Here is a 26,419-nt window from a genome sequence, read left to right as displayed (position 1 = left end):
GTCACCACACGCCGGTCCTTTTATTCATTGATATGATCATCATAAGCCGCGCGGCCTCCCGCCCGGCTTATTGCACGCCGAAGACACCCACGAAGTTCTTCATGCGCTCAGTCGCCAGCTCCGGCTTATCGAGCACATTTGCCTTGTCGGCCAGGCGGAAGATATCCGCGTAATGATTGACGCCGCGTGCCGATTGCATGCCGGCGGGCAGGCTGAAGTGGTTCTGGTGGCCGTTCAGCCACGCCAGGAAGACCACGCCCGCCTTGTAATATTGCGTCGGCGCCTCGAAGATCTTGCGCGAAAGCGGCACCGTCGGCTCGATCACCGAGCGGAACGTCGTGGTATCGCCCGCAGCCAGCGACGCAAGCGCCTTCGAAGCTGATGGCGCCACGGCATCGAAAATGCCGAGAAGCGCGTGGCTGTAGCGCTTGCCATCACCCTCTATCAGTTCCGCATAATTGAAGTCGTCACCGGTGAAGCACATCACGCCCTCGGGCAGCCGGTCGCGAAGCTGCACTTCCTTGGCGTTATCGAGCAACGAGATCTTGATGCCTTCGACCTTGCTCCGGTTTTCCTTGATGATATCAAGCGCGCACGCAAGCGCCGGCTCGAAATCAGCGCTTCCCCAATAGCCGGCAAGGTTGGGATCGAACATGTCGCCCAACCAGTGCAGGACGACCTTGTCCTTCGCCTGCGAGAGAATGCGGCTATAGACCTTGATGTAATCGTCGGGCGATTTGGCGACGCGAGCAAGCGCGCGGCTCGCCATCATGATGGCGCGACCACCGTTCTTCTCCACAAATTCGATCTGCGTCTCGTAGGCGTTGATCACGTCATCCAGCGAGCGTGCATCGGCGGCCGCGAGATGGTCCGTGCCGGCACCGCAGGCAAGATCGGCACCTTCGACATGGCGCGCCTCTTCGAGCGAACGGCGAATGAGCTCCTGCGCGCCCGCCCAATCGAGCCCCATCCCGCGCTGCGAGGTGTCCATGGCTTCGGCGATCTTGAAACCCAGGCTCCAGAGATGGCGCCTGAAAGCGATCGTCGTATCCCAGTCGATCGCCGGCTTGCCCCAGGGGTCCAAATCTCGGCGCGGATCGGAGACGACGTGGGCCGCGGCATAGGCAATCCGATTGAATACCGGTGGCTTGGACGGCCGCTCGATCGGTGTTCCGACAAGGCGATATTCGCGAACGGCACCATCGGCGTCAGGCAGATTCAAGGTCAAGCTCATGGGGTCCTCCTCAAGATGTGGACAATGCAATAATTTGGATCGTTCCAAATTGCAAGCCTGTTTTCGACATCAAAAGCAAGGCGTCACTTACCGCTTTCGACACGAAAGTCAGTGAAGAAATTGATTGTTTTGCACTGTTTTGCACCGCAACAGATGCTTTCCGGTGAATTCGCCCACAGACACCGGCGCCGTCCGATTAACTCCGCTTGACAAAGTTGGAACGTTCCAATTATTAACAGTGAAAATTGGCGCAGACCAAGGGAGGACATTCATGGGCAAGGGACGGGTCACCGTCATCGACATCGCGAAGGCTGCCGGCGTTTCCAAGTCGACAGTTTCGCTGGTGCTGCAAGCCTCGCCCCTGGTGAATGAGAGCACCCGTACGAAGGTCAACGCCGTGATGCGGGAGCTGGGCTATGTGTATAATCGCGGCGCGGCGAACCTTCGCCAGGCGAATGCGCGCTCGAAGATCATCGGCATCGTCGTCAACGACCTGACCAACAGCTTCTTTGCCGAACTCGCCGTGGGCGTCGACACGGTGGTGCAGTCGGCCGGCTTCGTCCAATTCCTGTCGAACACCAGCGAGAGCATCGATCGCCAGCGCGAGGTCATCGCCTCGATGCGCGAGCATGGCGTCTCGGGCCTGATCATCTCGCCGGCGCGCGGCACCGAAGCTATCGACCTGAAGCCGCTTGTCATGGCCGGCATTCCCGTCGTGCTCGTCGTCCGCAACATTCCCGGCGCCAAGGTGTCGTCGCTCGTCTCCGACAACCATGCCGGTACCTTTGCCGCCGTCGAACATTTGGCCGCACTCGGCCACAGCCGTATTGCCTTCGTGGGCGGCTTTCCCGACACGGCCGTCTTCGACGAACGCCTGAGCGGCTATCGCGACGCCATGTCGAAAACCGGCACCGGCTTTCGCGAGGAGCTGGTCGTCTCGTCCGCACCATCTCGCGCGGGCGGCGTCGATGCGCTTGCCCGCGCCATGGCCATGCCCGAGCCGCCGACGGCCGCCGTCTGCTTCAACGATGCGGTTGCCTTCGGCGTCTGTGACGGGCTGAGAGCGCGCCGCATCGAACCCGGCAAGGACTTCGCCGTCGTCGGCTTCGACGATGTGATCGAGGCGAAGACCACGGTGCCGGCACTGACCACCATCTCGGTCGATCCGCAGGGGATTGGCCAACGCGCAGCACAGATGCTGCTGAAGCAAATCAACGCCGGAAAACCGGAAGCGGAATCGGCCGTGAGCTCGGTGCGCCTGATCGTGCGCGAAAGCTGCGGCGCCGCGATGAACAAGCCTGGGAGGAGAATGGCATGACGGTTCGTTGGGGTCTCATCGGCGCGAGTACGATCGCGCGCGAATGGGTGATCGGGGCAATTCGCGCCACTGGCGGCGAGGTCGTCTCCGTCATGAGCACCAGCCCGGAGCGCGCCCGCTCCTATGCCACCGAGAACAATATCGGCAAGCATGTCTCCGATCTCGACACTCTGCTCTCCGACCCCGAGATCGATGCCGTCTATATCTCGACCACCAACGAGTTGCACTGCGCCCAGGCAATCGCCGCAGCGCGCGCGGGCAAGCACATCCTCTGCGAGAAGCCGCTGGCCCTGTCGCTCGACGATGCCCACGCGATGGCCAAGGCTGCCGATGAGGCGGGCGTGGTTCTCGCCACCAACCACCACCTGCGCAACGCCTCGACCCATACTGCAATGCGTGATGCGATCGCAGCCGGCAAGATCGGAAAGCCGCTCTCTGCGCGCGTGTTCCACGCCGTTTACCTGCCTCCGCATCTGCAGGCCTGGCGGCTCGACAAGCCGCAGGCTGGCGGCGGCGTCATTCTCGACATCACCGTCCATGACACGGACACGCTGCGCTACGTGCTTGGACGAAACCCGGTCGAGGTGATCGCGTTCTCGCAGGCGGGCGGCATGGGCAAGGAAGGTCTGGAGGACGCCGTGATGGGCGTCATGCGCTTCGAAGACGGCATCATCGCGCAGTTCCACGACGGCTTCACCACGAAATACGCCGAGACCGGTCTGGAGGTGCACGGCACCGAGGGCTCACTGATCGGCCGCAATGTGATGACCCAGCGACCGGATGGCACGGTGACCTTGCGGACTGCCGAAGGCGAACAGTCCCTGCCTGTCACCGGCGGCAATCTCTACGAGACCGCACTCACTGCGTTCCATGGCGCCGTCGCGGGCAATGGCAAGCCATCGGCAACGGCCAAGGATGGCATATGGTCGCTGGCGACAGGCCTGGCGGTCGCGCAAGCCGCGCGCACGGGTGCTGCAGTGCCGGTCAAGACAGGACTTTGACAGAGATGAACAAGCATATCACCCCATCGCAAGCCGCTGACCTGATCCCCGACGGCGCCGTCGTTTCGGTCTCCTCGTCCAGCGGCCTCGGCTGCCCCGATCTGATGCTGAAAGCCATCGGCGAACGTTTCGAGGCCACCGGCCATCCGCGCGACATCACCACGCTGCACCCGATCGCCGCCGGCGACATGAGCGGGATCAAGGGCATCGATCACATCGCCCGAAAGGGCTTGCTGAAGCGGATCATCGGCGGCTCCTACCCTTCCGGCCCGTCGACCGCCGAACCTCCGCTGATTTGGCAGATGATATCAGGCAACGAAATCCCGGCCTACAACATACCGTCCGGCGTGATGTTCGACATGCATCGCGAGGCGGCCGCCAAGCGACCCGGCGTTCTGACGAAAGTCGGAATGGACACGTTCGTGGACCCGAAGCGCCAGGGCTGCGCGATGAACGCCGCCGCTCAGGAAACGCCCGTGGTCAAGCGCGTCTCCTTCGAGGGAGACGACTGGCTGTATTTCCCGGCGATCACGCCCGATGTCACGATCGTCAGGGCGACGACGGCCGACGAGCATGGCAACCTGACCTATGAGCACGAGGGCGCCTATCTCGGCGGGCTCGATCAGGCGCTTGCGGCCCGCAACAATGGCGGCATCGTCATCGCGCAGGTCAAGCGCATCACCAAGCAGGGCTCGCTGAAGCCGCATGACGTGCGCGTGCCGGGCATGCTGGTGGACTACGTCATCGTCGATCCCGAACAGAAGCAGACGACACAGACGCTCTACGACCCGGCGATCTCAGGCGAGATCTTCCGCCCGCTCGATACGTTCCGTGTGCCCGAATTCAATATCCAGAAGGTGATCGCGCGTCGCGTCGCGCAGGAGCTTCAGGCCAACAGCTGCGTCAACCTCGGCTTCGGCATCTCGGCGAATGTGCCGCGTATCCTGATGGAAGAGGGTCAGCACGGGGCCGTCACCTGGGTGATCGAGCAAGGTGCGGTCGGTGGGGTTCCGCTGCTCGACTTCGCCTTCGGCTGCGCCTCCAACGCTGACGCGTACATGCCATCGCCCTACCAGTTCACCTATTTCCAGGGCGGTGGTTTCGATGCATCGCTCCTCTCCTTCCTCGAGATCGGCCGGGATGGCTCGGTCAACGTCTCCAAGCTCTCCTTCCGCCCGCATGTAACGGCCGGTGCCGGCGGCTTCGTCGATATCACCGCACGCGCCCGCAAGATCGTCTTCTCCGGCATGTTCAATGCAGGCGCCAAGCTCGGCATCGCCGATGGCAAGCTTGTGATCGAGAAGGAAGGCAAGCTGAAGAAGCTGGTCAACGAGGTCGAACACGTGACCTTCTCCGGCCGCCGGGCGATCGAGCAGGGGCAGGATATTACCTACGTCACCGAGCGCTGCGTGATGAAGCTCACCGCCGACGGTATCGTGCTGACCGAAATCGCGCCCGGCATCGACCTGCAGACGCATATTCTGGATCAATCGGAATTCCCGCTGATGGTCGCCAAGGACCTAAAGGTGATGGACGCCAGGCTGTTTGCGGAAGAGCCCATCGGATTGTCGCTGCCGGTGAAAGGCGCGCGTGTTCTGGAGGGCACCTTCCATGACTAGCGGAACAGTGCGCGTCGATATCGACGGCTCACTTGCCATCATGACCGTATCGCGGCCCGAGAAGCTGAACGCGCTCGACCTCGATATGCTGAAGGCCCTTTCGGAAGCCGCCGACGCAGTGGAAGCCAATCCGGATGTGCATGTCGCCATCCTCACTGGTGACGGCAAGGCCTTTTCGGCCGGCGGAGACATCAAGGCCTGGGGGCATATGGCGCCGCAGGAGTTCGGGCATGCCTGGGTGCGTTACGGCCATCGCGTTTTCGAGCGGCTCGCCACGCTTCGCGTTCCCCTGATCGCGGCGCTGAACGGCCATGCGCTCGGTGGCGGGCTGGAGCTTGCGGGCCTTGCCGACATCAGGATCGCCGAAGAGCAGATCAAGATCGGCCTTCCGGAAACAGGCCTTGGAATGATCCCCGGCTGGTCGGGCACACAGCGTCTCGTCAAGCGGTTCGGCGCACAGATCGTCCGCCGCATGGCGCTGGGCGGCGAAATCTTCACCGCCGAGGAAGCCCGCCAGTTCGGCGTGGTCGACATAGTCGTCGCCACGGGTACAGCTGTCGATGCGGCAAAAGACTACGCACGCCGCGTCGCGACGCGCGGACCCGCCGCACTCGAGATCACCAAGCTGATGATCGCGTCGGCCAATGGCGAAGATAACGGCACCGCGGTTGAGGCGCTCGGCTCGATCCTGGTCGCCAAAACCGGCGACCTCAAGGAAGGCGTGACCGCATTCAGCGAGAAACGCCCGGCACAGTTCAAGGGAGAATGGTAATGACGGTTCTGGTCACCCCGAAGGCGCTTGCCAATCAGACGGTTCGCGACTTCAAGATGCTGATCGACGGCAAATGGATTTCCGGCAATGCCGCGCCGATCGAGCGTGTCGCGCCAAGCCATGGCGTCGTCGTCAGCCGCTTTCAGACTGGTTCCAAGGCCGACGCCGAGCGTGCGATTGCCGCAGCCCGCAAGGCGTTCGACACCGGCCCTTGGCCGCGCATGACGGCATCGGAGCGCTCCGCCATCCTGCTCAAGGCCGCCGACCTCATTGCCGCCAGGGCCGATGAACTCGCCTATCTCGATGCAATCGAGGCCGGCAAGCCGATCTCTCAGGTCAAGGGCGAGATCGCAGGATCGGTCGACATCTGGCGCTATGCCGCAGCCCTTGCCCGCGATCTGCATGGCGAAAGCTACAACACGCTCGGCGACGGAACGTTGGGTGTCGTGCTGCGCGAAGCGATCGGTGTCGTCTCGATCATCACGCCCTGGAATTTCCCGTTCCTGATCGTCGGCCAGAAGCTGCCATTCGCGCTCGCGGCAGGCTGCACCTGCGTGGTCAAGCCATCGGAACTGACATCGGGCTCGACGGTCATGCTCGGTGAAATCCTGCAAGAAGCCGGCGTTCCCGATGGCGCCGTCAATATCGTGACCGGCACGGGCGCCGAAGTCGGCGCGATCATGACGTTGCATCCCGACGTCGACATGGTTTCGTTCACCGGCTCGACCGGCGTTGGTAAGCTGACGATGACCAATGCGGCGCAAACGCTGAAGAAGGTTTCGCTGGAGCTCGGCGGCAAGAACCCGCAGGTCGTGTTCCCGGATGCCGACCTCGACGCCTTTATCGACGCGGCCGTGTTCGGCGCATATTTCAACGCCGGCGAATGCTGCAATGCAGGCTCCCGTCTGATCCTTCACAAGTCCATCGCCAGCGATGTGGTGGCGCGCGTGGCGGCGCTCGCCAAGCATGTGAAGGTCGGCGATCCCCTCGACCCGACCACGCAGGTCGGCGCGATCATCACGCCGCAGCATTTCGACAAGATCGCCGGCTACGTCGCGGCGGCAAAGAGCGCCGGCGCCGAAGTCGCCCATGGCGGTGGCGCACTTGATCTGGGCATGGGCCAGTTCATGGCACCGACTATTCTCTCTCAGGTTACGCCGGGGATGACGGTCGCGCGCGAGGAGGTGTTCGGCCCCGTTCTTTCCGTCCTCACCTTCGAGACCACCGAGGAGGCGATCGAAATCGCCAACTCCATCGATTACGGCCTCTCGGCCGGCGTCTGGAGCAAGGATTTCGATACATGCCTGACAATCGGGCGTAGAGTACGCGCGGGAACCGTCTGGATGAACACATTCATGGACGGCGCATCGGAGCTGCCGTTCGGGGGATACAAGCAGTCCGGCCTCGGACGCGAACTCGGCCGCCATGCGGTGGAGGATTACACCGAGACGAAGACGCTCAACATGCATATCGGCAGCCGCACCAACTGGTGGATGCCCAGGAGCTGAGGACCGGCGGGGAGCCGGTCTACAGAAACCACGCTCGAGGAGGGCGGGGGATACGGAACGAGAATGGGTCTCGTTTCGCGAACTTGAAAACGGGAGGTTTTCAAATGCGCAGATTTCTAACGGCGACCGCCGTGGTCGCATTGGCAGTTGGTGCTGTGGGCGGTTTGGCCCGCGCTGCCGACGTCAAGGAAGTGCAGATGCTGCATTGGTGGACGTCGGGTGGCGAAGCCGCCGCGCTCAACGTGCTGAAGGGCGACCTGGCGAAGGAAGGCTACGCGTGGAAAGACGTGCCCGTCGCCGGCGGTGGCGGCGACGCCGCGATGACCGCGCTGAAGGCGATGGTTGCGGCAGGCACTTACCCGACCGCTTCGCAGATGCTCGGCTACACCGTTCTCGACTACGCGCAGGCTGGTGTGATGGGCGATCTCACCGAAACCGCGAAGAAGGAAGGCTGGGACAAGTCTGTTCCGGCAGCGCTGCAGAAGTTCTCCGTCTATGACGGCAAGTGGGTCGCGGCTCCCGTCAACGTTCACTCCGTCAACTGGCTGTGGATCAACAAGGCCGTGATGGACAAGATCGGCGGCACGCAGCCGAAGACGTTCGAAGACCTCGTTGCCCTGCTCGACAAGGCGAAGGCTGCAGGCGTCACGCCGCTCGCTCTCGGTGGTCAGAACTGGCAGGAAGCCACCATGTTCGACAGCGTCGTACTGTCGACCGGCGGACCGGAGTTCTACAAGAAGGCCTTCAACGAACTCGATGAGGAGTCGCTGAAGTCCGACACGATGAAGAAGTCGTTCGACAACCTTGCCACGCTGATCAAGTATGTCGATCCGAACTTCTCCGGCCGTGACTGGAACCTTGCGACCGCCATGGTCATCAAGGGTGATGCGCTGGTGCAGGTCATGGGTGACTGGGCAAAGGGCGAATTCGTTGCCGCCAAAAAGACCCCTGACACCGACTTCCTTTGCTACCGCTTCCCGGGCACCGACGGCAGCGTGATCTACAACTCCGACATGTTCGGCATGTTCAACGTTCCCGACGATCGCAAGGCCGCCCAGGTGGCGCTTGCGACGGCAACGCTGTCGAAGAGCTTCCAGTCGGCCTTCAACGTCGTCAAGGGCTCGGTTCCCGCCCGTACCGACGTCCCGGATACCGACTTCGACGCCTGCGGCAAGAAGGGTATCGCCGACCTGAAGGCAGCCAACGAAGGCGGCACGCTGTTCGGCTCGCTGGCACAAGGCTATGGCGCGCCTCCGGCTGTTGCCAACGCCTACAAGGACGTCGTCTCGAAGTTCGTTCACGGCCAGATCAAGACCTCCGACCAGGCCGTCGAGGAACTCGTGAAGGCAATCGACGACGCCAAGTAATCGGCTCCAAGCATGGTCTTCCCCGCCTCAGCTGGCGGGGAAGATGTCGACTGCCAACGTCACCCTTGGGAGGGGGATGAATGTTATGAGCACTATCGCTACCACCAAACCAGAAGTCACAGCGCAGCGCGGAACCTCGTTTTCCCTGCGCGGCTGGCTGCAGGACGCGCTGCCGAAAATCGTGCTCGCGCCGAGCTTCGCCATCACGCTGGTCTTCGTCTACGGTTTCATCCTCTGGACGGTCTATCTGTCCTTCACCAATTCAAAGACCTTTCCGTCCTACGCGCTGACCGGGCCTCGCGCCTATCAACGGCTCTGGCGCTGGACCTTCGAAAGCGATCCGCCGTCGTCCTGGTACACGTCGATCACCAATATGGGGATCTTCGGCTTCCTCTATATCGCGATCTGCCTCGGGCTCGGGCTGCTGCTTGCCATCCTGCTCGACCAGAAGATCCGCGGTGAAGGCATTCTGCGTCCGATCTTCCTCTATCCGATGGCCCTCTCCTTCATCGTCACCGGCGTCGCCTGGAAATGGTTCCTCGATCCGGGCCTTGGGCTGGAACAGACGCTCCACCATTTCGGCTGGACGAGCTTTCACTTCGACTGGATCAAGAACAAGGACTTCGTGATCTACACCGTCGTCATCGCCGGCGTCTGGCAGGCTTCGGGCTTCGTCATGGCAATGTTCCTGGCGGGCCTTCGCGGCATCGACAGCGAGATCATGAAGGCGGCGCAGATCGATGGCGCCTCGACGGTGCAGCTCTACCGCCGCATCATCATTCCGCTTCTGAGACCCGTCTTCCTCTCGGCCTTCATCGTGCTCGCGCACATGGCGATCAAGTCCTACGACCTTGTAGTCGCGCTGACCTCCGGCGGCCCCGGCGGCTCGGCCTGGCTGCCGTCCAACTTCATGTACGAATACACCTTCAAGCGCAACGAAATGGCCGTGGGCTCGGCCAGCGCCGTGATCATGCTGATGACCATCTCGGCGATCATCATTCCCTATCTCTATTCGGAACTGCGGGAGAAATCGCGATGAGCACGATCACATCGGATGCCTCCAGCATGGCACGCATGCGGATGCTCAACCGCATCTTCATCTACGGCGTACTGGCGATCTTCGCGATCATCTACCTGATGCCGCTTTTCGTCATGCTGGTCACCTCGTTCAAGACGATGGACGAGATCCAGGGCGGCAACATGTTGTCGCTACCGGCGGCGCCGACCTTCGAGCCATGGATCAAGGCCTGGGGCGAGACCTGCGTCGGCCTCACCTGCGCCGGCATCAAGGGTTACTTCTGGAACTCGATCAAGATGGTGGTGCCCGCCGTCGCGATCTCGACCATCCTCGGCGCGTTGAACGGCTACGTGCTGACAAAGTGGCGCTTCCCCGGCCATACACTGGTCTTCGGGCTGATGCTCTTTGCCTGCTTCATTCCGTTCCAGTCGGTGCTGCTGCCGATGGCGACCATTCTCGGTAGCCTCGGTCGCTTTGGCAACATGCTCACCAACGATATCGGCATGTCGCTCGGCTTCGGCAATCCGACCGTCAACCTCGTCATCGTCCACGTCGTCTACGGTCTCGGCTTCACGACGCTGTTCTTCCGCAACTACTACGAGGCATTCCCGACGGAACTGGTGCGCGCGGCGCAGGTGGATGGCGCGAGCTTCTTCCAGATCTTCCGCCGCATCATGCTGCCGAACTCGCTGCCGATCATCGTCGTGACCGTCATCTACCAGTTCACCAACATCTGGAACGACTTCCTGTTCGCATCCGCTTATGCGGGAACCGGCGAGTCCATGCCGATGACGGTGGCGCTGAACAACGTCGTCAACACCTCGACCGGTGTGGTCGAATACAATGTCAACATGGCCGCCGCGATGATCGCCGCCATGCCCACGCTTCTCGTTTACATCCTCGCCGGCCGCTACTTCGTTCGCGGTCTGATGGCGGGCGCGGTCAAAGGATAATCCCATGGCTTTTCTCGAAATCTCAAGCCTCAGAAAGCGCTTCGGCGCACTGGAAATCCTCAAGGGCATCGATCTTGAGCTGGAAAAGGGCGGCTTCCTGGTGCTGGTCGGTCCGTCCGGCTGCGGCAAGTCCACGCTGCTCAACACCATCGCCGGGCTGGAAGCCATCACCGAGGGCGACATCAGCGTCGATGGCCGCAGCATCTCGGATCTGCATCCATCCAAACGCGACATCGCCATGGTGTTCCAGAGCTACGCGCTCTATCCGAACATGACAGTCGCCGGAAACATCTCCTTCGGCATGGAGATGCGCGGCGTGCCGGCCGACGAGCGCAAGGCGGCGATCGACAAGGTCGCCAAGGTGCTGCAGATCGGCCATCTGCTGGACCGCAAGCCGAGCCAGCTTTCGGGTGGCCAGCGGCAACGCGTCGCCATGGGCCGGGCGCTGGTGCGCGATCCCAAGCTCTTCCTGTTCGACGAGCCGCTCTCCAACCTCGATGCCAAGCTACGCGTCGACATGCGCATCGAGATCAAGCGCCTGCACCAGGCGACCGGCAAGACGATCGTCTATGTCACCCACGACCAGATCGAGGCGATGACGCTGGCAACCAAGATCGCCGTGATGAAGGACGGCGAGGTGCAGCAGTTCGGCACGCCGGCCGAAATCTACAACAACCCCGCCAACATGTTCGTCGCCGACTTCATGGGTTCTCCGGCCATGAACCTGCTCTCCGGCACCATCGAACAGGGCGCGACGGGCCTCTCTGTCTCGCTCGCCCGCCCCAGCGGCGAGCCGATCCGCTTGCCGATCGCGCCGGGCCGCGAAGCGCTGCAGGCGCATGCCGGCCGGCAGATCGTCTTCGGCATCCGGCCGGAAGCGCTGACCGACCCCGACGGCGCCGACCGCAACGCGCGTACACTTGCGGAAGGCGATTGCCTGATCGACGTGGTCGAGCCGGCCGGGTCCGACACCTTCGCGGTGACGAAACTTGGCGGCAAGGAGGTCGTCGCCCGCCTGCGCGCCGATGCCCGCATTCAGCCCGGCCAGAACGCGCGATTGGCATTCAACCTCGACAAGGTGGTCTTCTTCGACCCGCAGAGCCAGGCGCGTATCGCGTGATCTGACGGCGGGACAGCAACATGAACAGAACACCTGATATCGTCATCATCGGCTCGGGCATCGGTGGCGCGACCGTCGCTGCCGGGCTCGCGCCTACCGGAGCCGAGATCCTCATCCTCGAAGCCGGCGAACGGATCGCCGACCACCCCGTCAACCGCGACCAGCGGGCGATCTTCCAGCGCGGCCATTTCCGCCCGAAGGAGACCTGGTACGAGGCTGATGGCACCGGCTTCAATCCCGGCAACTACTACAATGTCGGCGGCAATTCGAAATTCTTCGGCGCCGTGCTCTCGCGCTACCGCCGCGAGGATTTCGAGGAAATCCATCACCGCGAAGGCGTCTCGCCCGCATGGCCGTTTCCCTATGAGGAGCTGGAGCCTTGGTATGGCCGCGCCGAGAAGCTGTACCGGGTGCGGGGCGCGCTCGGCGACGATCCGACGGAGCCCTCTCACTCGACACCCTATGATTACCCGCCGGTACGCGAGGAACCCGCCATCGCCGACGTCAGGGCGCGGCTGAAGGCAAAGGGTCTGCACCCTTTCTCTCTCCCCCTGGGTGTCGATATCGACAAGTGGCTGGCCAAGGCGCAGACCCCATGGGACGCGCATCCGAACTCCGATGACGGCAAGATGGATGCGGAAACGGCGGCCCTGTCGCAAGCGCTGAAACACGACAATGTCCGCCTTCAGACTGGATCTCGCGTCATCAAGCTGGAAGCGGATGCGGACGGCCTCATCTCTGGCGTCACCTACCACCAGGGCGGCGAAACCCGCACACTTCATCCAAAGCTCGTGATCCTGAGCGCCGGCGCCGTCCAGTCAGCGGTTCTGTTGTTGCGCTCGGCAAGTAAACGGTTTCCCGAGGGGCTCGCCAATTCGTCGGGCCAGGTCGGGCGCAACTTCATGAACCATAACTCCTCGGCCGTGATCGGCGTCTCGCCCCGATATCGCAACACTTCGATCTACCAGAAGACATTTGCCTTCAACGATTTCTATCTGTCCGATGGCAATGGCGGACCGCCGCTCGGCAATGTCCAACTGCTCGGCCGCATCTCCGGCCAGGTATTGAAGGGATCGCTGCCGAATGTCCCGGAATGGCTGCTCAATCGGATCACCGGCCATGCGATCGACTTTTACGCGATGAGCGAAGACGTTCCCAATCCGGAAAGCCGGGTGATGGTCGATGGCGACCGCATCGTCTTGAAATGGCATCGTACCAATTGGGATGCCCACCTTTCGCTCGTCTCCAAGCTCAAGGACATCCTGAAGTCGATCGGCTTTCCGCTGGTGCTCAGCCGGCCCTTCGACAAGCGCACGCCCTCGCACCAGTGCGGGACCATCAGGATCGGCCGCGACCCGGCGTCGGCTCCCCTCGACATCTATTGCCGCGCCTTCGATCACCAGAACCTCTTCGTCGTCGATGCAAGCTTCCTGCCGACCTCGGCGGCCGTCAACCCGGCCCTGACGGTGGCGAGCCAGGCATTGCGTGTCGCCGACCACATCGCATCAAAGGATTTGAGAGCATGACGACGCATTCGGACAAGCCCGTCGCCGTGGTCACCGGCGGCCGTCGCGGCATCGGGCTCGGCATTGCCGGAGCGCTAGCCAAATCAGGCTTCAATGTCGTGATAACAGGCGTCGGCGCAGCGGAGACCGCGGACGAGACCGTCGCGCAGCTGAAGCAACACGGCGGCGACGCGATCTACCTGCAGGCAGATATCTCGGCTGTCGAAAAGCACGAGGAAACGGTTCACGCGATCCTGCAGGCGTTCGGGCGCATCGATTGCCTGGTCAACAACGCCGGCATGGCGGCCGTGGTCAGGGGCGATTTCCTTGGACTGACGCCTGACAATTTCGACACGATCATGGCCACGAACCTGCGCGGCACCGTGTTCTTCACCCAGGCGGTGGTGAAGGCGATGCTAGTCTCCGGCGACAAGCCGCACCCGCGCTCGATCATCAACATCACCTCGGTATCGGCCGAGGCGAGTTCGCCGGAGCGCCTGGACTATTGCATCAGCAAGGCGGGTCTTGCCGCCTTCTCGCAAGGTCTAGCGCTGCGCCTGGCGGAATCGGGCATTTCCGTCTTCGAACTCCGACCGGGCATCATCCGCACCGACATGACGGCAGGGGTAACCTCGAAATACGACGCGCTGATCGAAGGCGGCCTCGTGCCGATGAAGCGCTGGGGCGAGGCCGACGACATCGGCCGGATTTGCTCGGCCCTCGCCTCAGGCGCCTTCGCCTTTGCGACCGGCACCGTCATCGATGCCGATGGCGGCCTTTCCATTCCCCGCTTGTGACAGGATAGAACCAATGGGCTTTGACTATATCATAACGGGCGCGGGTCCCGCCGGCTGCGTGCTCGCCAGCAGGCTGAGCGAAGATCCAGAGGTCAGCGTGCTGCTTCTGGAAGCTGGTGGCGGCGACTGGAATCCGCTGTTCCACATGCCGGCCGGCTTTGCCAAGATGACCAAGGGCGTGGCCAGCTGGGGATGGGAAACCGTCCCGCAGAAACACATGAAAGGCCGGGTGCTGCGCTATACGCAGGCAAAGGTGATCGGCGGCGGCTCGTCCATCAATGCCCAGCTCTACACCCGGGGCAATGCCGCCGATTATGATCTCTGGGCCAGCGAGGATGGCTGCGAGGGCTGGGACTACCGCTCGATCCTGCCCTACTTCAAGCGCGCCGAGGACAATCAGCGCTTCGCCGACGACTACCACGCCTATGGCGGACCGCTCGGTGTCTCGATGCCTGTCTCCGCGCTGCCGATCTGCGACGCCTATATCCGCGCCGGCCAGGAGCTCGGCATTCCCTACAATCACGACTTCAACGGCAAGCAGCAGGCGGGCGTCGGCTTCTACCAGCTGACCCAGCGCAACCGCCGCCGCTCATCCGCATCACTCGCCTATCTCTCGCCCATCAAGGGCCGAAAGAACCTGACGATCCGCACCGGCGCCCGGGTGAGCAGGATCGTGATCGAGGGAACGCGGGCCGTCGGCGTCGAAGTCGTGACGGACAAGGGCTCCGAGGTGATCCGCGCCGAGCGCGAAGTGCTGGTGTCATCAGGCGCGATCGGCTCGCCGAAGCTCCTGCTGCAATCCGGCATCGGCCCGGCCGACCATCTGACATCGGTCGGCGTCAAGGTTCACCACGATCTCCCAGGCGTCGGCGGCAACCTGCAGGACCACCTCGACCTTTTCGTCATTTGCGAATGCACCGGCGACCACACCTATGACGGCGTCGCCAAATTGCACCGGACCGTCTGGGCGGGGCTGGAATACATTCTCTTCCGCACGGGTCCGGTTGCCTCCTCGCTCTTCGAGACGGGCGGCTTCTGGTACGCGGACCCGAATGCGCGTTCCCCCGATATCCAGTTCCACCTCGGCCTCGGTTCCGGCATCGAGGCGGGCGTGGAGCGGCTGAGGAACGCCGGCGTGACACTGAATTCCGCCTATCTCCACCCACACTCGCGCGGCACCGTCAGGCTCAAATCATCCGATCCGGCGGCGGCACCGCTGATCGATCCGAACTATTGGTCCGACCCGCATGACCGGACGATGTCGCTGGAAGGCCTGAAGATCGCGCGCGAAATCATGCAGCAGGCGGCGCTGAAGCCCTTCGTGCTGGCCGAGCGGCTTCCCGGGCCCAAGGTGATGACCGACGACGAGCTCTTCGATTATGGCTGCGCCAACGCCAAGACCGACCACCATCCCGTCGGCACCTGCAAGATGGGCACGGGCGCCGACGCGGTGGTCGGGCTCGATCTCAAGGTGCACGGACTGGAAGGGCTGCGCGTCTGCGATTCCTCCGTCATGCCGCGTGTTCCCTCCTGCAACACCAACGCGCCGACGATCATGGTGGGCGAGAAGGGCTCGGACATCATTCGCGGCAAGCTGCCGCTTCCCGGCGCGATCTTCGAGCACGAGCGCAACGACACACGGCCGCGCGCAAGGGCGGGCATCCGGTGAAGTCGATTACGAAGCGCTGGGCAGCCTGACCAGCGCTTCCTTCAGGCCAACGCCGCTGACACCTGTTCTCGTCATGTCGGCGATGAGGCTAGCGATAGTCTTCGCCGCCTGCTCCATCGACAGACCACCCTCGCGCATGTTCGAGACGCAGTTGCGCCGGGAATCCGGCGTGCCGACGGATGGCTCGTAGGTGATATAGGCGCCGAGACTGTCGGCCGCCGAGAGACCGGGCCTCTCTCCGATCAGCACGATTGTCATCCGCGCCCCGAGAATTTCGCCGACCTCGTCGGCAAGCGCCACCCGCGCCTGCCGCGCGACGGCGACCGGGCCGATCGACAAGCCGGCTAAGCGCAACAGGCCCGAAAGCTCGCGCACGAGCGCGACCGCATTGATATCGACCGCACTCGACGAGAGGCCGTCGGCAATGGTGATAACGACGTCGCAGCCTTTCGCGTCAGACGGCAGAGCATGCAGCCGCTCGACCGAAGCGTGCGACAACTTGCGGCCAAGATCGGGCCGGCGCAGGTAGCTGCCGCGATCCTCGGCCATGCTCTCCACCGAGACGACATCCAGCCCAAGCGCCGTGAGATCGTTCTTCAGCCTGTTCTCGTCGACGGTCGACCATACCGCTTCGCGGGCCCGTGCGTGATCGAGCAGGAAGGCCAGCTGCGCCTTGGTCGGCGCGCCGGATCCGAAGCGCCCCAGTGCGACGCGCGCATCGGTCATCTCGGCGAGATCGACGGTGGCCGGCTGGTAATCGGCTCTGAGTTCGGTGGCGGTGAATTTAGACAAGAGCAGCCCTCGACAGGTAATCGGTCAGCATGGCGGGAGCACCGGATAGCGCGCCTGCATCATTGGTCAGCCCCACGTCGCGCAGCCACGTCTCGAACTCCGGCGCCGGTGGGCGGCCGAGGGTCTCGCGGCAGAAGACGGCGTCGTGGTGAGACAGCGACTGGTAGTTCAGCATGATGTCGTCGGCACCGGGTACGGTGATGACGAAATTGACGTTTGCCGCGCAGAGCAGCGTCAGCAGCGTGTCCATGTCTTCCTGGTCGGCATCGGCGTGGTTGGTGTAGCAAACGTCGACACCCATCGGCAGGCCGAGCAGCTTGCCGCAGAAATGATCCTCGATACCGGCGCGGATGATCTGTTTCCCGTTGAAGAGATATTCCGGCCCGATGAAGCCGACGACAGTGTTGACCAACAGCGGATCGAACTCGCGCGCGACGGCGTAGGCTCTGGTTTCCATCGTCTGCTGGTCGACGCCGAAATGCGCGTCGGCCGAGAGTGCTGCTCCCTGCCCGGTTTCGAAGTACATCAGATTGGCGCCCGGCATGCCGCGCTTCAGCGATCGTCCGGCATCCTGCGCCTCCTTCAGCAGCGCGAGATCGATGCCGAAGCCTTCATTGGCCTTCTGCGATCCCGCGACCGACTGGAACATCAGATCAACCGGCGCCCGCGCCTCGACGGCGCGAATGGCGGTGGTAACATGGCCGAGACAGCATGTCTGGGTGGGGATGGCGAGGCGCTCGCGGATCTCGTCGAGCAGCGAGACGATCCGCACATAGTCCTCGACACTGTCAGTCGCCGGATTGACGCCGATGACGGCGTCGCCGGAGCCCATCAATAGACCGTCGATCGCCGAAGCGGCAATGCCGCGGCTGTCGTCGGTCGGATGGTTCGGCTGGTTGCGGGTCGACAAGCGGCCGGTCAGGCCCAGCGTGTTGCGAAAGCGCGTGACGACCTGCCGTTTGGCGGCGACGGCGATCAGATCCTGCAGCCGCATGATTTTCGAAACGGCTGCCAGCATCTCCGGCGTGATGCCATAGGTGATCGCTTCGAGCGTCTGCTGGTCTGTTTCCGGCTTCAGCAACCACTCGCGAAACTCGCCTACAGTGAACGAACTGATCGGCGCGAAGGCTTGCGCGTCGAATTGCTTCGCGATCAGCGCCGAGACCTCGTCGCTCTCGGACGGAATGACCTCTTCAGCCAAAAACGCCTTCAGCGGCAGATCTGCAAGCGCCATCTGCGCGGCCAAGCGCTCGACCGGTCCGCTAGCCGCGATGCCGGCGAGCTGATCGCCGGAGCGTTCCGGCGTCGCTTTTGCGAGGAGGTCCTTGAGATCGCGAAAGCCGAAGCGCGTTCGTTCGATCGTCGTGCTGTATGCCATTGCGGGAGTCCTAGCGTTCAAGGGTGTCAGCTCATCCCGATCCGATCGGGCTGACTGACAGGCGTATTCCTCCCTTGAGACTGCCGGCGCTCGGCCTTTCGAGACGGTGATCCGGCCTCCCGTGCCGATCACCGCAAGCATGAGCGCCATGCCGTTATCCGCAGATGACCTCGTCTAGCCGATCACGTCAACATGCTGTGATGGCAACAGGCTGCAAAATTCGCAATTCAGCTATTCCTAGTCTTGCGAAACGCCACCGGATTTGGCGACGAGAATGAAGCGCCGATAGACCAGTGTCCTGAGCTTGTTGCGCAGATTGGCGCCACGCCGCTGCGCTCTGGCGATCGGACTGTGGGACGTGATTTCGAAGCTCACGAAGCCGGCTTGCTTCAGTTGTGGGATGAGATCATCCGGCCGCAGCCCGGCGCCGAAGGGGAGCGCCGACATGATCGCCGAATGGCGCTCGCTCATCGCGCCATCATAGTGCCGGTCCGCGCCGCAGAAACGATCGATCCGGCGGATGAGCCATGCAGCGGCGCTTCCAAGGCGCGTTGGCTTTGCCCAATCGCCGTCGAATACCAGAAGCGTGCCACCCGGCTTCAAGACCCGATGCCACTCGCCGAATGCCTTTGCGGGATCGGTCAGCGTCCAGACCAGATGGCGGCAGATGATGGCGTCGTAGCAGCCATCCGGCTCCATCGAGTTTTCCGCGTCCGCCAGCACGAAGCGCAACCGTTCCTTGCCTGCATGCTTCGCCTTGGCGATCGACAGCATGGCCTCGGAGAAATCCAGCGCGGTCACATCGTGGCCGAGATCGTGGATCACCGCCGTGACCTCACCAGTGCCGCAGGCAAGTTCCAGAACGCGCAAAGGCGTCGGCCGCAGATGGTCGCGCATCGGCTGCTGCCAGGCGTCAAATTCCGGACCGCGCGGTATTCTGTGGCCGAAGGCAAGATCGAATGTCTGCGAGCGCTTGGACCAATAGTCCCGGATCTCTTCCTTCAAATCGAAATTGGTTTGTCTGATGGACATCGGACCTCAAGAAATACAGCCAAGGAAATGGATATGCTGCCGACCATGATGCGGCGAGCGCTCGATATGGGCGCGCACCCCGAACACATCGGCGATCAGGCCTTCGGTCAATACCTCGTCCGCCGGTCCGACCGCAACAAGCCGACCCTGGCTAAGCACAGCAATCCTGTCGCAAAACATGGCGGCGAGGTTCAGATCATGCAGCGCGACGATGCTGGTGATCGGCAGCTTGGCAACCAGCGACAGGATTTCGAGCTGATGCTGAATGTCGAGATGGTTGGTCGGCTCGTCGAGAAGAAGCTCGGTCGGCGTCTGCGCCAGCGCGCGGGCGATATGCACCCGCTGCCGCTCGCCGCCCGACAGCGTATGCCAGAGCTGCCGCGCCTTCCCAACCATGCCCACCTGCCGCAACGCGTTCTCGACCGCCTCTTCATCATTGGCGCTCCACGGCGCCAGCGGACCGCGATGCGGCGTGCGCCCGAGACGGACGACCTCGGTGACCGTCACCTGCGTCTCGGTCGTGGCCTGCTGTTCGACAAAGGCGACGCGCCGGGCGATATCGCGGCGCGCCAGCGTATCGATGCCGGTATCGCCGAGCGCGATGACGCCGCTCTTCACCTTTCGCAGCCCGCCGATCAACCGCAGCAGGCTGGACTTTCCCGAACCGTTCGGCCCGATCAGGCCGAGCGTCTGGCCGGTGGGAACCTCAAGGCTGACACCCTTGACGACAAGCACGCCTGACGTTGCCCAATGCACATCGCTGATGGAAATGCTCATGCGGGCCGCCTCGCCTTGTAGAGAATGAGCGCGAATGCCGGCGCACCGAAGAGCGCGGTGACGACGCCGATCGGCAACACCTGCTGCGGGATGATGACGCGCGAGACGATATCGGCGACCACCATGAAGATGGCGCCGGATATCGCCGTTGCCGGCAACAGGCGCCCATGCCCCGGCCCGACCACGAAACGCGCCGCATGCGGAATGACCAGACCGACAAAGCCGATCGAGCCGACGATGCTGACCATCGTCGCTGTAAGAAGGGCCGTGAGCGCGAGCAGCACGATCCTGATACCGGCAACGGGAATGCCAAGCGCTGCGGCCGCATCGGTGCCGAAGGTGAAGGCGTCGAGCGCACGGGCATAGAGCATGCAGACGAGAAAGCCGGCGATGGCCACGGGAGCGGCAAGATAGACATCCGGCCAGCGCACACCGGACAGGCTGCCGAGAAGCCAGAACATGACGCCGCGCGCCTGCTCGGCATTGGCCGATGTCGTGACAATATAGGATGTCAGCGCGTTGAAGAGCTGCGAACCGGCGACACCCGCGAGAATGATACGGTCCGTGCCGCCACCCGAGCCCGCCGCGAGCAACGACACCAGCAGGAACGCCGCGACTGCGCCGACGAAGGCGCCGGCCGAAAGCGTCAGGACGCCATAGCCGAAGCCGAGGATCATGACCGCGACAGCCCCGGTGGAGGCGCCGGCCGAGATGCCGAGCACATAAGGCTCGGCCAGCGGATTGCGCAGCAACGCCTGCAGCACCGCGCCGCATAGGGCCAAAGCCGCTCCGGCGCTGGCGGCGACGAGGGCGCGGCTCAGGCGGTAATCCCAGATGATGCCTTCATGGATGCGGCTGAGTTCAAAGCCGGTGCCGAACACACGGTTCGCCACGGCCTTCGCTGTCGTGTCGACAGGAATGGAGATCTCGCCGATGGACACGGCGAGACTGATGACAAAGCCCAATGCCACGATGGCAAGGACGAAGAGCACGAGCAGCGCTCTCCATCCACGGTGGGCTATCGACGCGTGCCTCACTTGGAAAGACCGAAGGACTTGATGCCGGCGGCGAGGCGTTCCAGGCCGTCGATGGTGCGGATCGTCGGGTTCATCGACTGCGCATCCATCTCGACGAAATGCCTGTTCTTGACGGCATCGAGCTGGCTGGTGACCGGGTCCTTTTCAAGGAAATCGATCTTCACCTTCGGATCGTCCGCGGCATAGCGGCGGCGGTCCATGGTGGCGATGACGATGACGGCGGGATTGGCCTGCGCGATGGTTTCCCAGCCGACCAGCGGCCACTCTTCCTCGGTGCTGACGACGTTGCGGGCGCCGAGCGTCTTCAGAATATAGGCCGGAGCGCTGTTCTTGCCGGCGATAAAGGCATCGCCCTGCACTTCCTTGCTGGAAAACCAGAAGGCAACGGGCAGATCCTTCGCCGACCCGCCAAGCGATGCCACGGCATCCGCTTCACGCTTCTTCAAGTCCGCGATCAGGGCCGCGCCGCGATCCTGGATGTCGTAGATCTCCGCCAACTCGGCGATCTCCTGATAGATCAGCTCCATGGTGAAGAGCTCGCTGCGCACACCGTCGCCGCCATCCGTGTTGACCTTCGCGACGCAATCGGCCGGCGAGACATAGGTCTTGATGCCGAGACCGGCGAACTGCTCGCGCTTGCCGACCGACCCTTGCGTGCCGACATGCCATTCGAACTCGGCCGCAACCAAGTCCGGCTCCTGGCCGACGACGGATTCGAAACTCGGATCATTGTCGGCGAGCCGCTTAATCTTCTGGTTGACATCGGCATAGGTGGGCAGCACCGGCCCGACCCAGACCGCCGTCCGCACTATCTTGTCGGCAAGGCCGAGCGAGTAGAGAATTTCGGTCATGCCCTGGCCGATCGACACCGTCTTCTTCGGCGCGCTATCGAATGTCACTTGCTGACCGCAATTGGTGATCGTCAGCGGGTAGGTCGTTGCCGCTGCATGGGCGGCGGGGAGAAAGGTGGTGAAAACGCAAGCCGTCGCGATCGAAAGCAGCGCGGTTCGCAGGATGATGCGGTTCATATTGGTCCTCATGTATGGCTGAAGCCCGCAGCCGACTGGCCGTGGCTGTGAAACTCGAAGCGGGGACCGCTGCGGATGATGCAGGACGAAACAGCAAAGCGCTCGCCTGACATCATGCGGCGGCGAACGCTAGCGCGGGATCACGGACATGAGATTTGCGGAGGGGAATAAAGCGGGACCGCGCCAGCGGTTGACGTCAAAAACCATCATATGATGCTCCTCTCCGGACAACCCCGTCCGGGATGGTGGACACTGTTTTGACGGCAGGTCTCCTGGCTTGCGAATATGCACCTGACATCTGCCTTCCCACGAAAAGCTTCGCAGTGGCATGGCGTTCGAGACGAACACCACAAGGACATCAGGCAATCCGCTTACAGTTGCGGGGGCAGCCACGGTCTTGGCCCCATTCGGGTCATCCGCACCGTGTTCCCTATTAATCCCGTCGGAAGTCATCCCTTCGGGAACCATCGAGGCTGACTTAGGCGATCCGGCGCCAAGACGTCAAGCCGTGACGAACCGACATTTGGCGCGCCTAGGGATTGGCTCGGAGATAGGCGATCAAGTCGGTGATCTCCGACGTCGTCCAGAGGCCGCCGAAGCTCATCTTCGTTCCCGGCACTTTCTTCTTGGGGCTGGATAGAAATTCCGACAGCGCCGCCTCATCCCAGACAAGCCCACCGGCGCCCGCCGCCTTCATCGCGTCTGAATATCTGTAATCAGGCAAGCTTCCGGCCGGACGACCGACGACACCCTTCAGATGCGGGCCGAAGCCGTTGCGATCGGAATCGACCGTGTGACAGGAAACGCACAGTCTGAACACCCGCCGCCCGTGCTCGAGGTCCTCCGCGGATGCCGCGGATGTCATGACGAGCAGGCTGGCGATCGAACAGATCGACGGAAGGACTGAGCGCTTTTTCATGTGTCGATGGCCTTGGCTGTTGTTTGCCAGATACATCGTACCGTTTTTACACGGCGCGATCCGCGAACAACATTGCTTACCCAACAAAGCACATATGCGCCCAGACCAGACTGGTGCGACATGGGAGCACAGCTCCCATGTCGCTTGGCTTCTTACTGCGCGGTCTTGATCTTGGTGACCTCTTCGGCGCTCAATTCGCCGACCGTCGTCACCTCGCCATTGCTGATCTTCCACAGGCGGAAGGGACCGGTGATGTCGCCATACGTGTCGAAGCTGACAGGACCGATGACACCCTCATACTTCACCGGCTTGCCATCCTTGATGAGCTGCAACGCCTTGGCGAACTCTTCCTTGCCAGCATGAATAGGCGTGCCACCCTCGGCAACGACCTCAGGCATGGCTGCCTTGATGGCTGCCGCATCGGCCTTGCCGGCCTTGGCGATCGCCAGCGCCACGATTGCACCGGCGTCATAAGAGCGGTCGGCGGCCGGGGCCGAAGGCGAGATGCCGCCGGAGAAGGCCTCGTAATTGCCGTTGAAATATTCGGTGGACGCCGTCGGGCTGGTGCCCGAGGAGGTGCCGTAGGCGTTCTCCAGATACTGCGCGCCGACGCTCTCGATGAAGTCCTTGGAGTTCATGCCGTCGTTCAACAGGAACGTCTGCTTGCCACCACCGGAGACCCAGGCGCGGGCGATGGTGGCACCATCGACGGGGGTGCTGACGAGATAGAGCGCATCGGGATCGCCAGCCATGGCGGCGCTGGCTTCGGACGCGTAGCTCGACTGCTTCTCGTTATAGGGCGTCGTCGAGGTGATCGTGCCGCCGAGCTTCTGATAGGCGGTCGCGAACTCCTTGACCATGTTCACGCCGAAGTCGTTGTTGACGTTGATGATCGCGATCTTCTTCAGGCCCTGATCCATCGCGAATTTCGCGGCCGCCGTGCCTTGCAGCGCATCCGAGGTGATGGTCCGGAAGAAGACGCCGTTGGTCTTGCCGCTGCGGCCAAGCTCGGTCAGTGTGGGCGAAGAGGATGCGGGCGAGACCTGCACGACGCCGGCCGGCGCCGTCACCGATGTCAGGATCGGGATCGAGACGGACGAGATGATGCCGCCGATGATGACGGGCACCTTCTTGATGTTGACGAGCTGGGTCGCCTGATCGACGGCGACGTTGCCCTGGCTCTGGCTGTCGCGCGTGTCGGCAACGATCTTGCAACCATTGACGCCACCGGCGTCGTTGATATCCCGGAAAGCCATCTCGACGGACTTCGCGCCCGCCTGGCCATATTCACCGGCCGGGCCGGTGAGTTCCATGACGAGGCCGACGGTGATGTCGCAATCGGCCGCGAATGTCGGCGCCGTGGACGCCGCAAGGGCAGCAACCATGGCGGAAAGCAGGAATGTCGTTCTCATTTTTGTTCCCCTTTGTTGAGATTGTACTTCATGATGCTGCCGTGGCGGCCTTCCCTGTCCCGCTCCAGCGTATAGACGTCGCCGTCGAGCGGCTTTGATTGCGCAAGGATCGCATCGACCTCGGCTCTATCCGTTTCGCTGAGCGCGATATCGGCGATGGCGAGATTGGACTTCAGATGCTCCCTGTTGCGGGCGCCGACGATGACGGCCGCGACGCCTGGCTTGGTCAGCATGGCGGCGCTTGCGATGGTGGCGATATCGGTGTCGTGCCGGTCGGCGATCCCGCGCAGCGTCGACAGCAGCGCCTGGAACAGATCCCAGCCGCCGAAGTCGTCGATGATCAGCTTATACTTCGTCAGAGAGCGGTTTTCGAGCGGATGCTCCGGCTCCTTTTGGCCGAGCCAGCGATCACCAAGGAAGCCGCCGGCCACGGTGCCGTAGCAGAACAGCGCGAAGTTCTTCTCCTGAGCAAGCGCCACCATGCGCTTTTCCGGGCGCCGGTCGAGCAGCGAATATTGCAGCTGCAGCGAGGTGAAGGGCACGCCCGAGCCGATGATCGCCTCGATATGATCGGTATCGAAGTTGGTGCCGCTGATCTTGCTGATCTTGCCGGCCTCATGCAGCTCCTTCAGCCAGCCCGCCGTCTCCAGCCAGCCCTCGATATCATAGGCCCACCAGTGGAACTGCACGAGATCGAGGCAATCGAGGTTTAGGCGCTTACGCGAGGTATCGATGACGCCTTCGACATAAGCCTTGCTGATGTTTGGCAGGACCGTGAGATCGGGCACGAACTTGGTGTGGACGCGGATGCGCGACAGCGCCTCGGCGCCACGCAGGTTCTTGTAGGCGACGCGGAAACGGCCGATCAGCTCTTCGACACCGGTATAGATGTCGGCGCAGTCGAAGGTGGTGATCCCGGCATCGGCGAATGCGATCATGTCCTCGATGGCGCTGTCGCCATCGATCGCGCCGTGCCCGCCGGCCAGCTGCCAGCCGCCGCGAATGACGCGGGAGATTTCGTAACCGGGGGCGATGGTGATGCGCTGCATATCTTTCGGCCTATTCGTCATTCAAGGGGACCGCCGTGGTGGCGGCATGGCTGAAACGGCGGATACCCGTGCGGGTGATCCTCAGCCGTGTCGAGCAATTGGGGTCAGGGCAAGCGATGTCGGCGTCCGTCGTCATCCAGTCGTTACGATCCGTCGGGCGCTGCTTGGCCGCGAGCAGCGGCAGCACGGAGGAGAGCGAGTAGATTGAGATCCCCTGCCCTTCCGGCAGCTGCAGCATTTCGCCCTTGAGCTCGAAATGATCGCCGGGTTTCGCGCCGCAATAGACCGCGCCGCCCTCTGGAATGATCACGTCGACCCTGAGATCAAACAGGTCGAAGCCGTCGTCGATTGGTTCAGCCATGATGGCCTCCCGAGGCGTTGCCTTCAGGATCAACATCCAGCCGCCCACGGATGAGATCGAAGGAGCGGCTGATGTCGTTGGAGAGCGATTGCATCGCGGCCTCGACATCGCGCTTTTCGAGCGCATCGATCAGCGCCCAGTGATGATTGGTGGCGGCGAGGCCGCCCTGTTCGTCATGAATATGCGCGGCTTTGCGGATGATCGCGCCCGATTGCAGCCACAGGCTTTCGACGATCGGGATCAGCACCTGCGAGCGCGCCGCATGATAGATGTGGAAATGGAACTGCTGGTTCAGCGCCGAGGTCACATGGCCGATATCCTTGCCATGTTGCTCGAAAGCGAGATCGCAATCGACATTGATCTGCTTCAGCACCGCGAAATCGTCATCCGTCAGATTGGGCAGCGCCAGCGCCACCATCCGCCCCTCGATCAGGATGCGGGCACGGGCGAGATCGTCGAGACGTTCGCGGGTGATCAGCGGCACGCGCACCGAGCGATTGGGCAGCGATTCCAGCGCCTGTTCGGACACGAGACGGCCAAGCGCCTCGCGCACCGGCATGGTGCTGGTCTGCAGCCGTTCAGCCAGATCGACGATGCGCAGCACGTCGCCGGCATCGAACATGCCGTTGATCAGTGAGTTGCGCAGCTGAGCGTAGACGCGGTCCTGCAGCGTTTCGCGTCCGACCGGCGACAGCGCGTCGTCGCGATCGGCCGGCTTGCTCGCATAGGCTCCTGCAGAGGGGACTACCATCG

General features: G+C 62.8%; 24 protein-coding genes and 1 riboswitch. Of the genes, 12 read left to right on the top strand and 12 right to left on the bottom strand.

Features of this window, described 5'->3' with window-relative positions; genetic code table 11:
- Positions 1–67 precede the first annotated feature (67 nt).
- The gene (locus ACODTZ_RS01330) at positions 68–1,234 is read right to left on the bottom strand and encodes a dihydrodipicolinate synthase family protein (RefSeq protein WP_489023196.1); all 1,167 of its coding nucleotides are present in this window, start codon (positions 1,232–1,234) and stop codon (positions 68–70) included.
- Positions 1,235–1,505: 271 nt separating this feature from the next.
- Between ACODTZ_RS01330 and ACODTZ_RS01325 the strand changes: the two genes are divergently transcribed.
- The 12 genes from ACODTZ_RS01325 to ACODTZ_RS01270 all read left to right on the top strand — a co-directional run bounded on the left by ACODTZ_RS01325 (position 1,506) and on the right by ACODTZ_RS01270 (position 15,881).
- Positions 1,506–2,552, top strand: coding sequence for a LacI family DNA-binding transcriptional regulator (locus ACODTZ_RS01325; protein WP_489023194.1), 1,047 nt, complete (start codon positions 1,506–1,508; stop codon positions 2,550–2,552).
- Positions 2,549–3,553, top strand: a complete 1,005-nt coding sequence (locus tag ACODTZ_RS01320) for a Gfo/Idh/MocA family protein (protein WP_489023192.1) — start codon at positions 2,549–2,551, stop codon at positions 3,551–3,553. The genes ACODTZ_RS01325 and ACODTZ_RS01320 overlap by 4 nt, the downstream gene beginning before the upstream one ends.
- Before the next feature lie 5 nt (positions 3,554–3,558).
- Positions 3,559–5,172 (top strand): acyl CoA:acetate/3-ketoacid CoA transferase, encoded by a 1,614-nt coding sequence (locus tag ACODTZ_RS01315; RefSeq protein WP_489023190.1) that lies wholly within the window; start codon positions 3,559–3,561, stop codon positions 5,170–5,172.
- Positions 5,165–5,944 (top strand): enoyl-CoA hydratase/isomerase family protein, encoded by a 780-nt coding sequence (locus ACODTZ_RS01310; RefSeq protein WP_489023188.1) that lies wholly within the window; start codon positions 5,165–5,167, stop codon positions 5,942–5,944. Before ACODTZ_RS01315 ends, ACODTZ_RS01310 begins: the two co-directional genes overlap by 8 nt.
- Positions 5,944–7,452, top strand: a complete 1,509-nt coding sequence (locus ACODTZ_RS01305) for an aldehyde dehydrogenase family protein (protein WP_489023186.1) — start codon at positions 5,944–5,946, stop codon at positions 7,450–7,452. The genes ACODTZ_RS01310 and ACODTZ_RS01305 overlap by 1 nt, the downstream gene beginning before the upstream one ends.
- A 104-nt stretch (positions 7,453–7,556) precedes the next feature.
- Positions 7,557–8,819 carry an ABC transporter substrate-binding protein gene (locus ACODTZ_RS01300; protein ID WP_018896757.1) on the top strand — a complete coding sequence of 421 codons (1,263 nt, stop codon included), beginning with the start codon at positions 7,557–7,559 and terminating at the stop codon, positions 8,817–8,819.
- 85 nt (positions 8,820–8,904) lie between these two features.
- Positions 8,905–9,858, top strand: coding sequence for a carbohydrate ABC transporter permease (locus ACODTZ_RS01295; protein WP_112436635.1), 954 nt, complete (start codon positions 8,905–8,907; stop codon positions 9,856–9,858).
- The gene (locus ACODTZ_RS01290; RefSeq protein ID WP_489023183.1) at positions 9,855–10,790 is read left to right on the top strand and encodes a carbohydrate ABC transporter permease; all 936 of its coding nucleotides are present in this window, start codon (positions 9,855–9,857) and stop codon (positions 10,788–10,790) included. Before ACODTZ_RS01295 ends, ACODTZ_RS01290 begins: the two co-directional genes overlap by 4 nt.
- A 4-nt stretch (positions 10,791–10,794) precedes the next feature.
- Positions 10,795–11,910: an ABC transporter ATP-binding protein gene (locus tag ACODTZ_RS01285; RefSeq protein ID WP_489023182.1), complete on the top strand. Its 1,116-nt coding sequence runs from the start codon at positions 10,795–10,797 to the stop codon at positions 11,908–11,910.
- 20 nt (positions 11,911–11,930) lie between these two features.
- On the top strand, positions 11,931–13,436 hold the full coding sequence (locus ACODTZ_RS01280; RefSeq protein ID WP_489023180.1) for an FAD-dependent oxidoreductase: 1,506 nt from the start codon (positions 11,931–11,933) through the stop codon (positions 13,434–13,436).
- Positions 13,433–14,212, top strand: coding sequence for a 3-ketoacyl-ACP reductase (locus ACODTZ_RS01275; protein WP_489023179.1), 780 nt, complete (start codon positions 13,433–13,435; stop codon positions 14,210–14,212). Before ACODTZ_RS01280 ends, ACODTZ_RS01275 begins: the two co-directional genes overlap by 4 nt.
- Positions 14,213–14,225: 13 nt before the next feature.
- Complete coding sequence (locus ACODTZ_RS01270; protein WP_489023178.1) at positions 14,226–15,881, top strand: GMC family oxidoreductase; 1,656 nt, start codon at positions 14,226–14,228, stop codon at positions 15,879–15,881.
- A gap of 6 nt (positions 15,882–15,887) precedes the next feature.
- Here the strand turns inward: ACODTZ_RS01270 and eutC are convergent, their stop codons facing one another.
- From eutC to ACODTZ_RS01215, 11 genes are all read right to left on the bottom strand, one after another.
- Positions 15,888–16,673: an ethanolamine ammonia-lyase subunit EutC gene (eutC, locus tag ACODTZ_RS01265; protein WP_489023176.1), complete on the bottom strand. Its 786-nt coding sequence runs from the start codon at positions 16,671–16,673 to the stop codon at positions 15,888–15,890.
- Positions 16,666–18,051, bottom strand: coding sequence for an ethanolamine ammonia-lyase subunit EutB (locus ACODTZ_RS01260; RefSeq protein ID WP_489023175.1), 1,386 nt, complete (start codon positions 18,049–18,051; stop codon positions 16,666–16,668). Before ACODTZ_RS01260 ends, eutC begins: the two co-directional genes overlap by 8 nt.
- 237 nt (positions 18,052–18,288) lie before the next feature.
- Positions 18,289–19,077, bottom strand: coding sequence for a class I SAM-dependent methyltransferase (locus ACODTZ_RS01255; RefSeq protein ID WP_489024755.1), 789 nt, complete (start codon positions 19,075–19,077; stop codon positions 18,289–18,291).
- A gap of 12 nt (positions 19,078–19,089) precedes the next feature.
- Complete coding sequence (locus tag ACODTZ_RS01250; protein ID WP_489023173.1) at positions 19,090–19,860, bottom strand: ABC transporter ATP-binding protein; 771 nt, start codon at positions 19,858–19,860, stop codon at positions 19,090–19,092.
- Entirely contained in the window at positions 19,857–20,852 is a 996-nt protein-coding gene (locus tag ACODTZ_RS01245) for a FecCD family ABC transporter permease (RefSeq protein WP_489023171.1), read from the bottom strand. The genes ACODTZ_RS01250 and ACODTZ_RS01245 overlap by 4 nt, the downstream gene beginning before the upstream one ends.
- Before the next feature lie 41 nt (positions 20,853–20,893).
- Complete coding sequence (locus tag ACODTZ_RS01240) at positions 20,894–21,925, bottom strand: ABC transporter substrate-binding protein (RefSeq protein WP_489023169.1); 1,032 nt, start codon at positions 21,923–21,925, stop codon at positions 20,894–20,896.
- A 245-nt stretch (positions 21,926–22,170) separates the two neighbouring features.
- Positions 22,171–22,409, bottom strand: a riboswitch (cobalamin riboswitch).
- A gap of 48 nt (positions 22,410–22,457) precedes the next feature.
- Complete coding sequence (locus ACODTZ_RS01235) at positions 22,458–22,844, bottom strand: c-type cytochrome (protein WP_489023167.1); 387 nt, start codon at positions 22,842–22,844, stop codon at positions 22,458–22,460.
- Positions 22,845–22,996: 152 nt separating this feature from the next.
- Positions 22,997–24,229, bottom strand: coding sequence for an ABC transporter substrate-binding protein (locus ACODTZ_RS01230; protein ID WP_489024754.1), 1,233 nt, complete (start codon positions 24,227–24,229; stop codon positions 22,997–22,999).
- Between the two features lie 23 nt (positions 24,230–24,252).
- Complete coding sequence (locus tag ACODTZ_RS01225) at positions 24,253–25,305, bottom strand: aldo/keto reductase (RefSeq protein ID WP_489023165.1); 1,053 nt, start codon at positions 25,303–25,305, stop codon at positions 24,253–24,255.
- 10 nt (positions 25,306–25,315) lie between these two features.
- A complete protein-coding gene (locus tag ACODTZ_RS01220) occupies positions 25,316–25,666 on the bottom strand; it encodes a TIGR04076 family protein (RefSeq protein WP_489023163.1) in 351 nt (116 codons plus the stop codon).
- The gene (locus ACODTZ_RS01215) at positions 25,659–26,417 is read right to left on the bottom strand and encodes a GntR family transcriptional regulator (protein ID WP_489023161.1); all 759 of its coding nucleotides are present in this window, start codon (positions 26,415–26,417) and stop codon (positions 25,659–25,661) included. Before ACODTZ_RS01215 ends, ACODTZ_RS01220 begins: the two co-directional genes overlap by 8 nt.
- Between the last annotated feature and the right edge of the window lie 2 nt (positions 26,418–26,419).

The organism is Rhizobium sp. FG113 (genome assembly GCF_057809895.1).
Note: the sequence above shows the minus strand (reverse complement) of the source record. Positions and strands in the feature narration are given on the sequence as shown.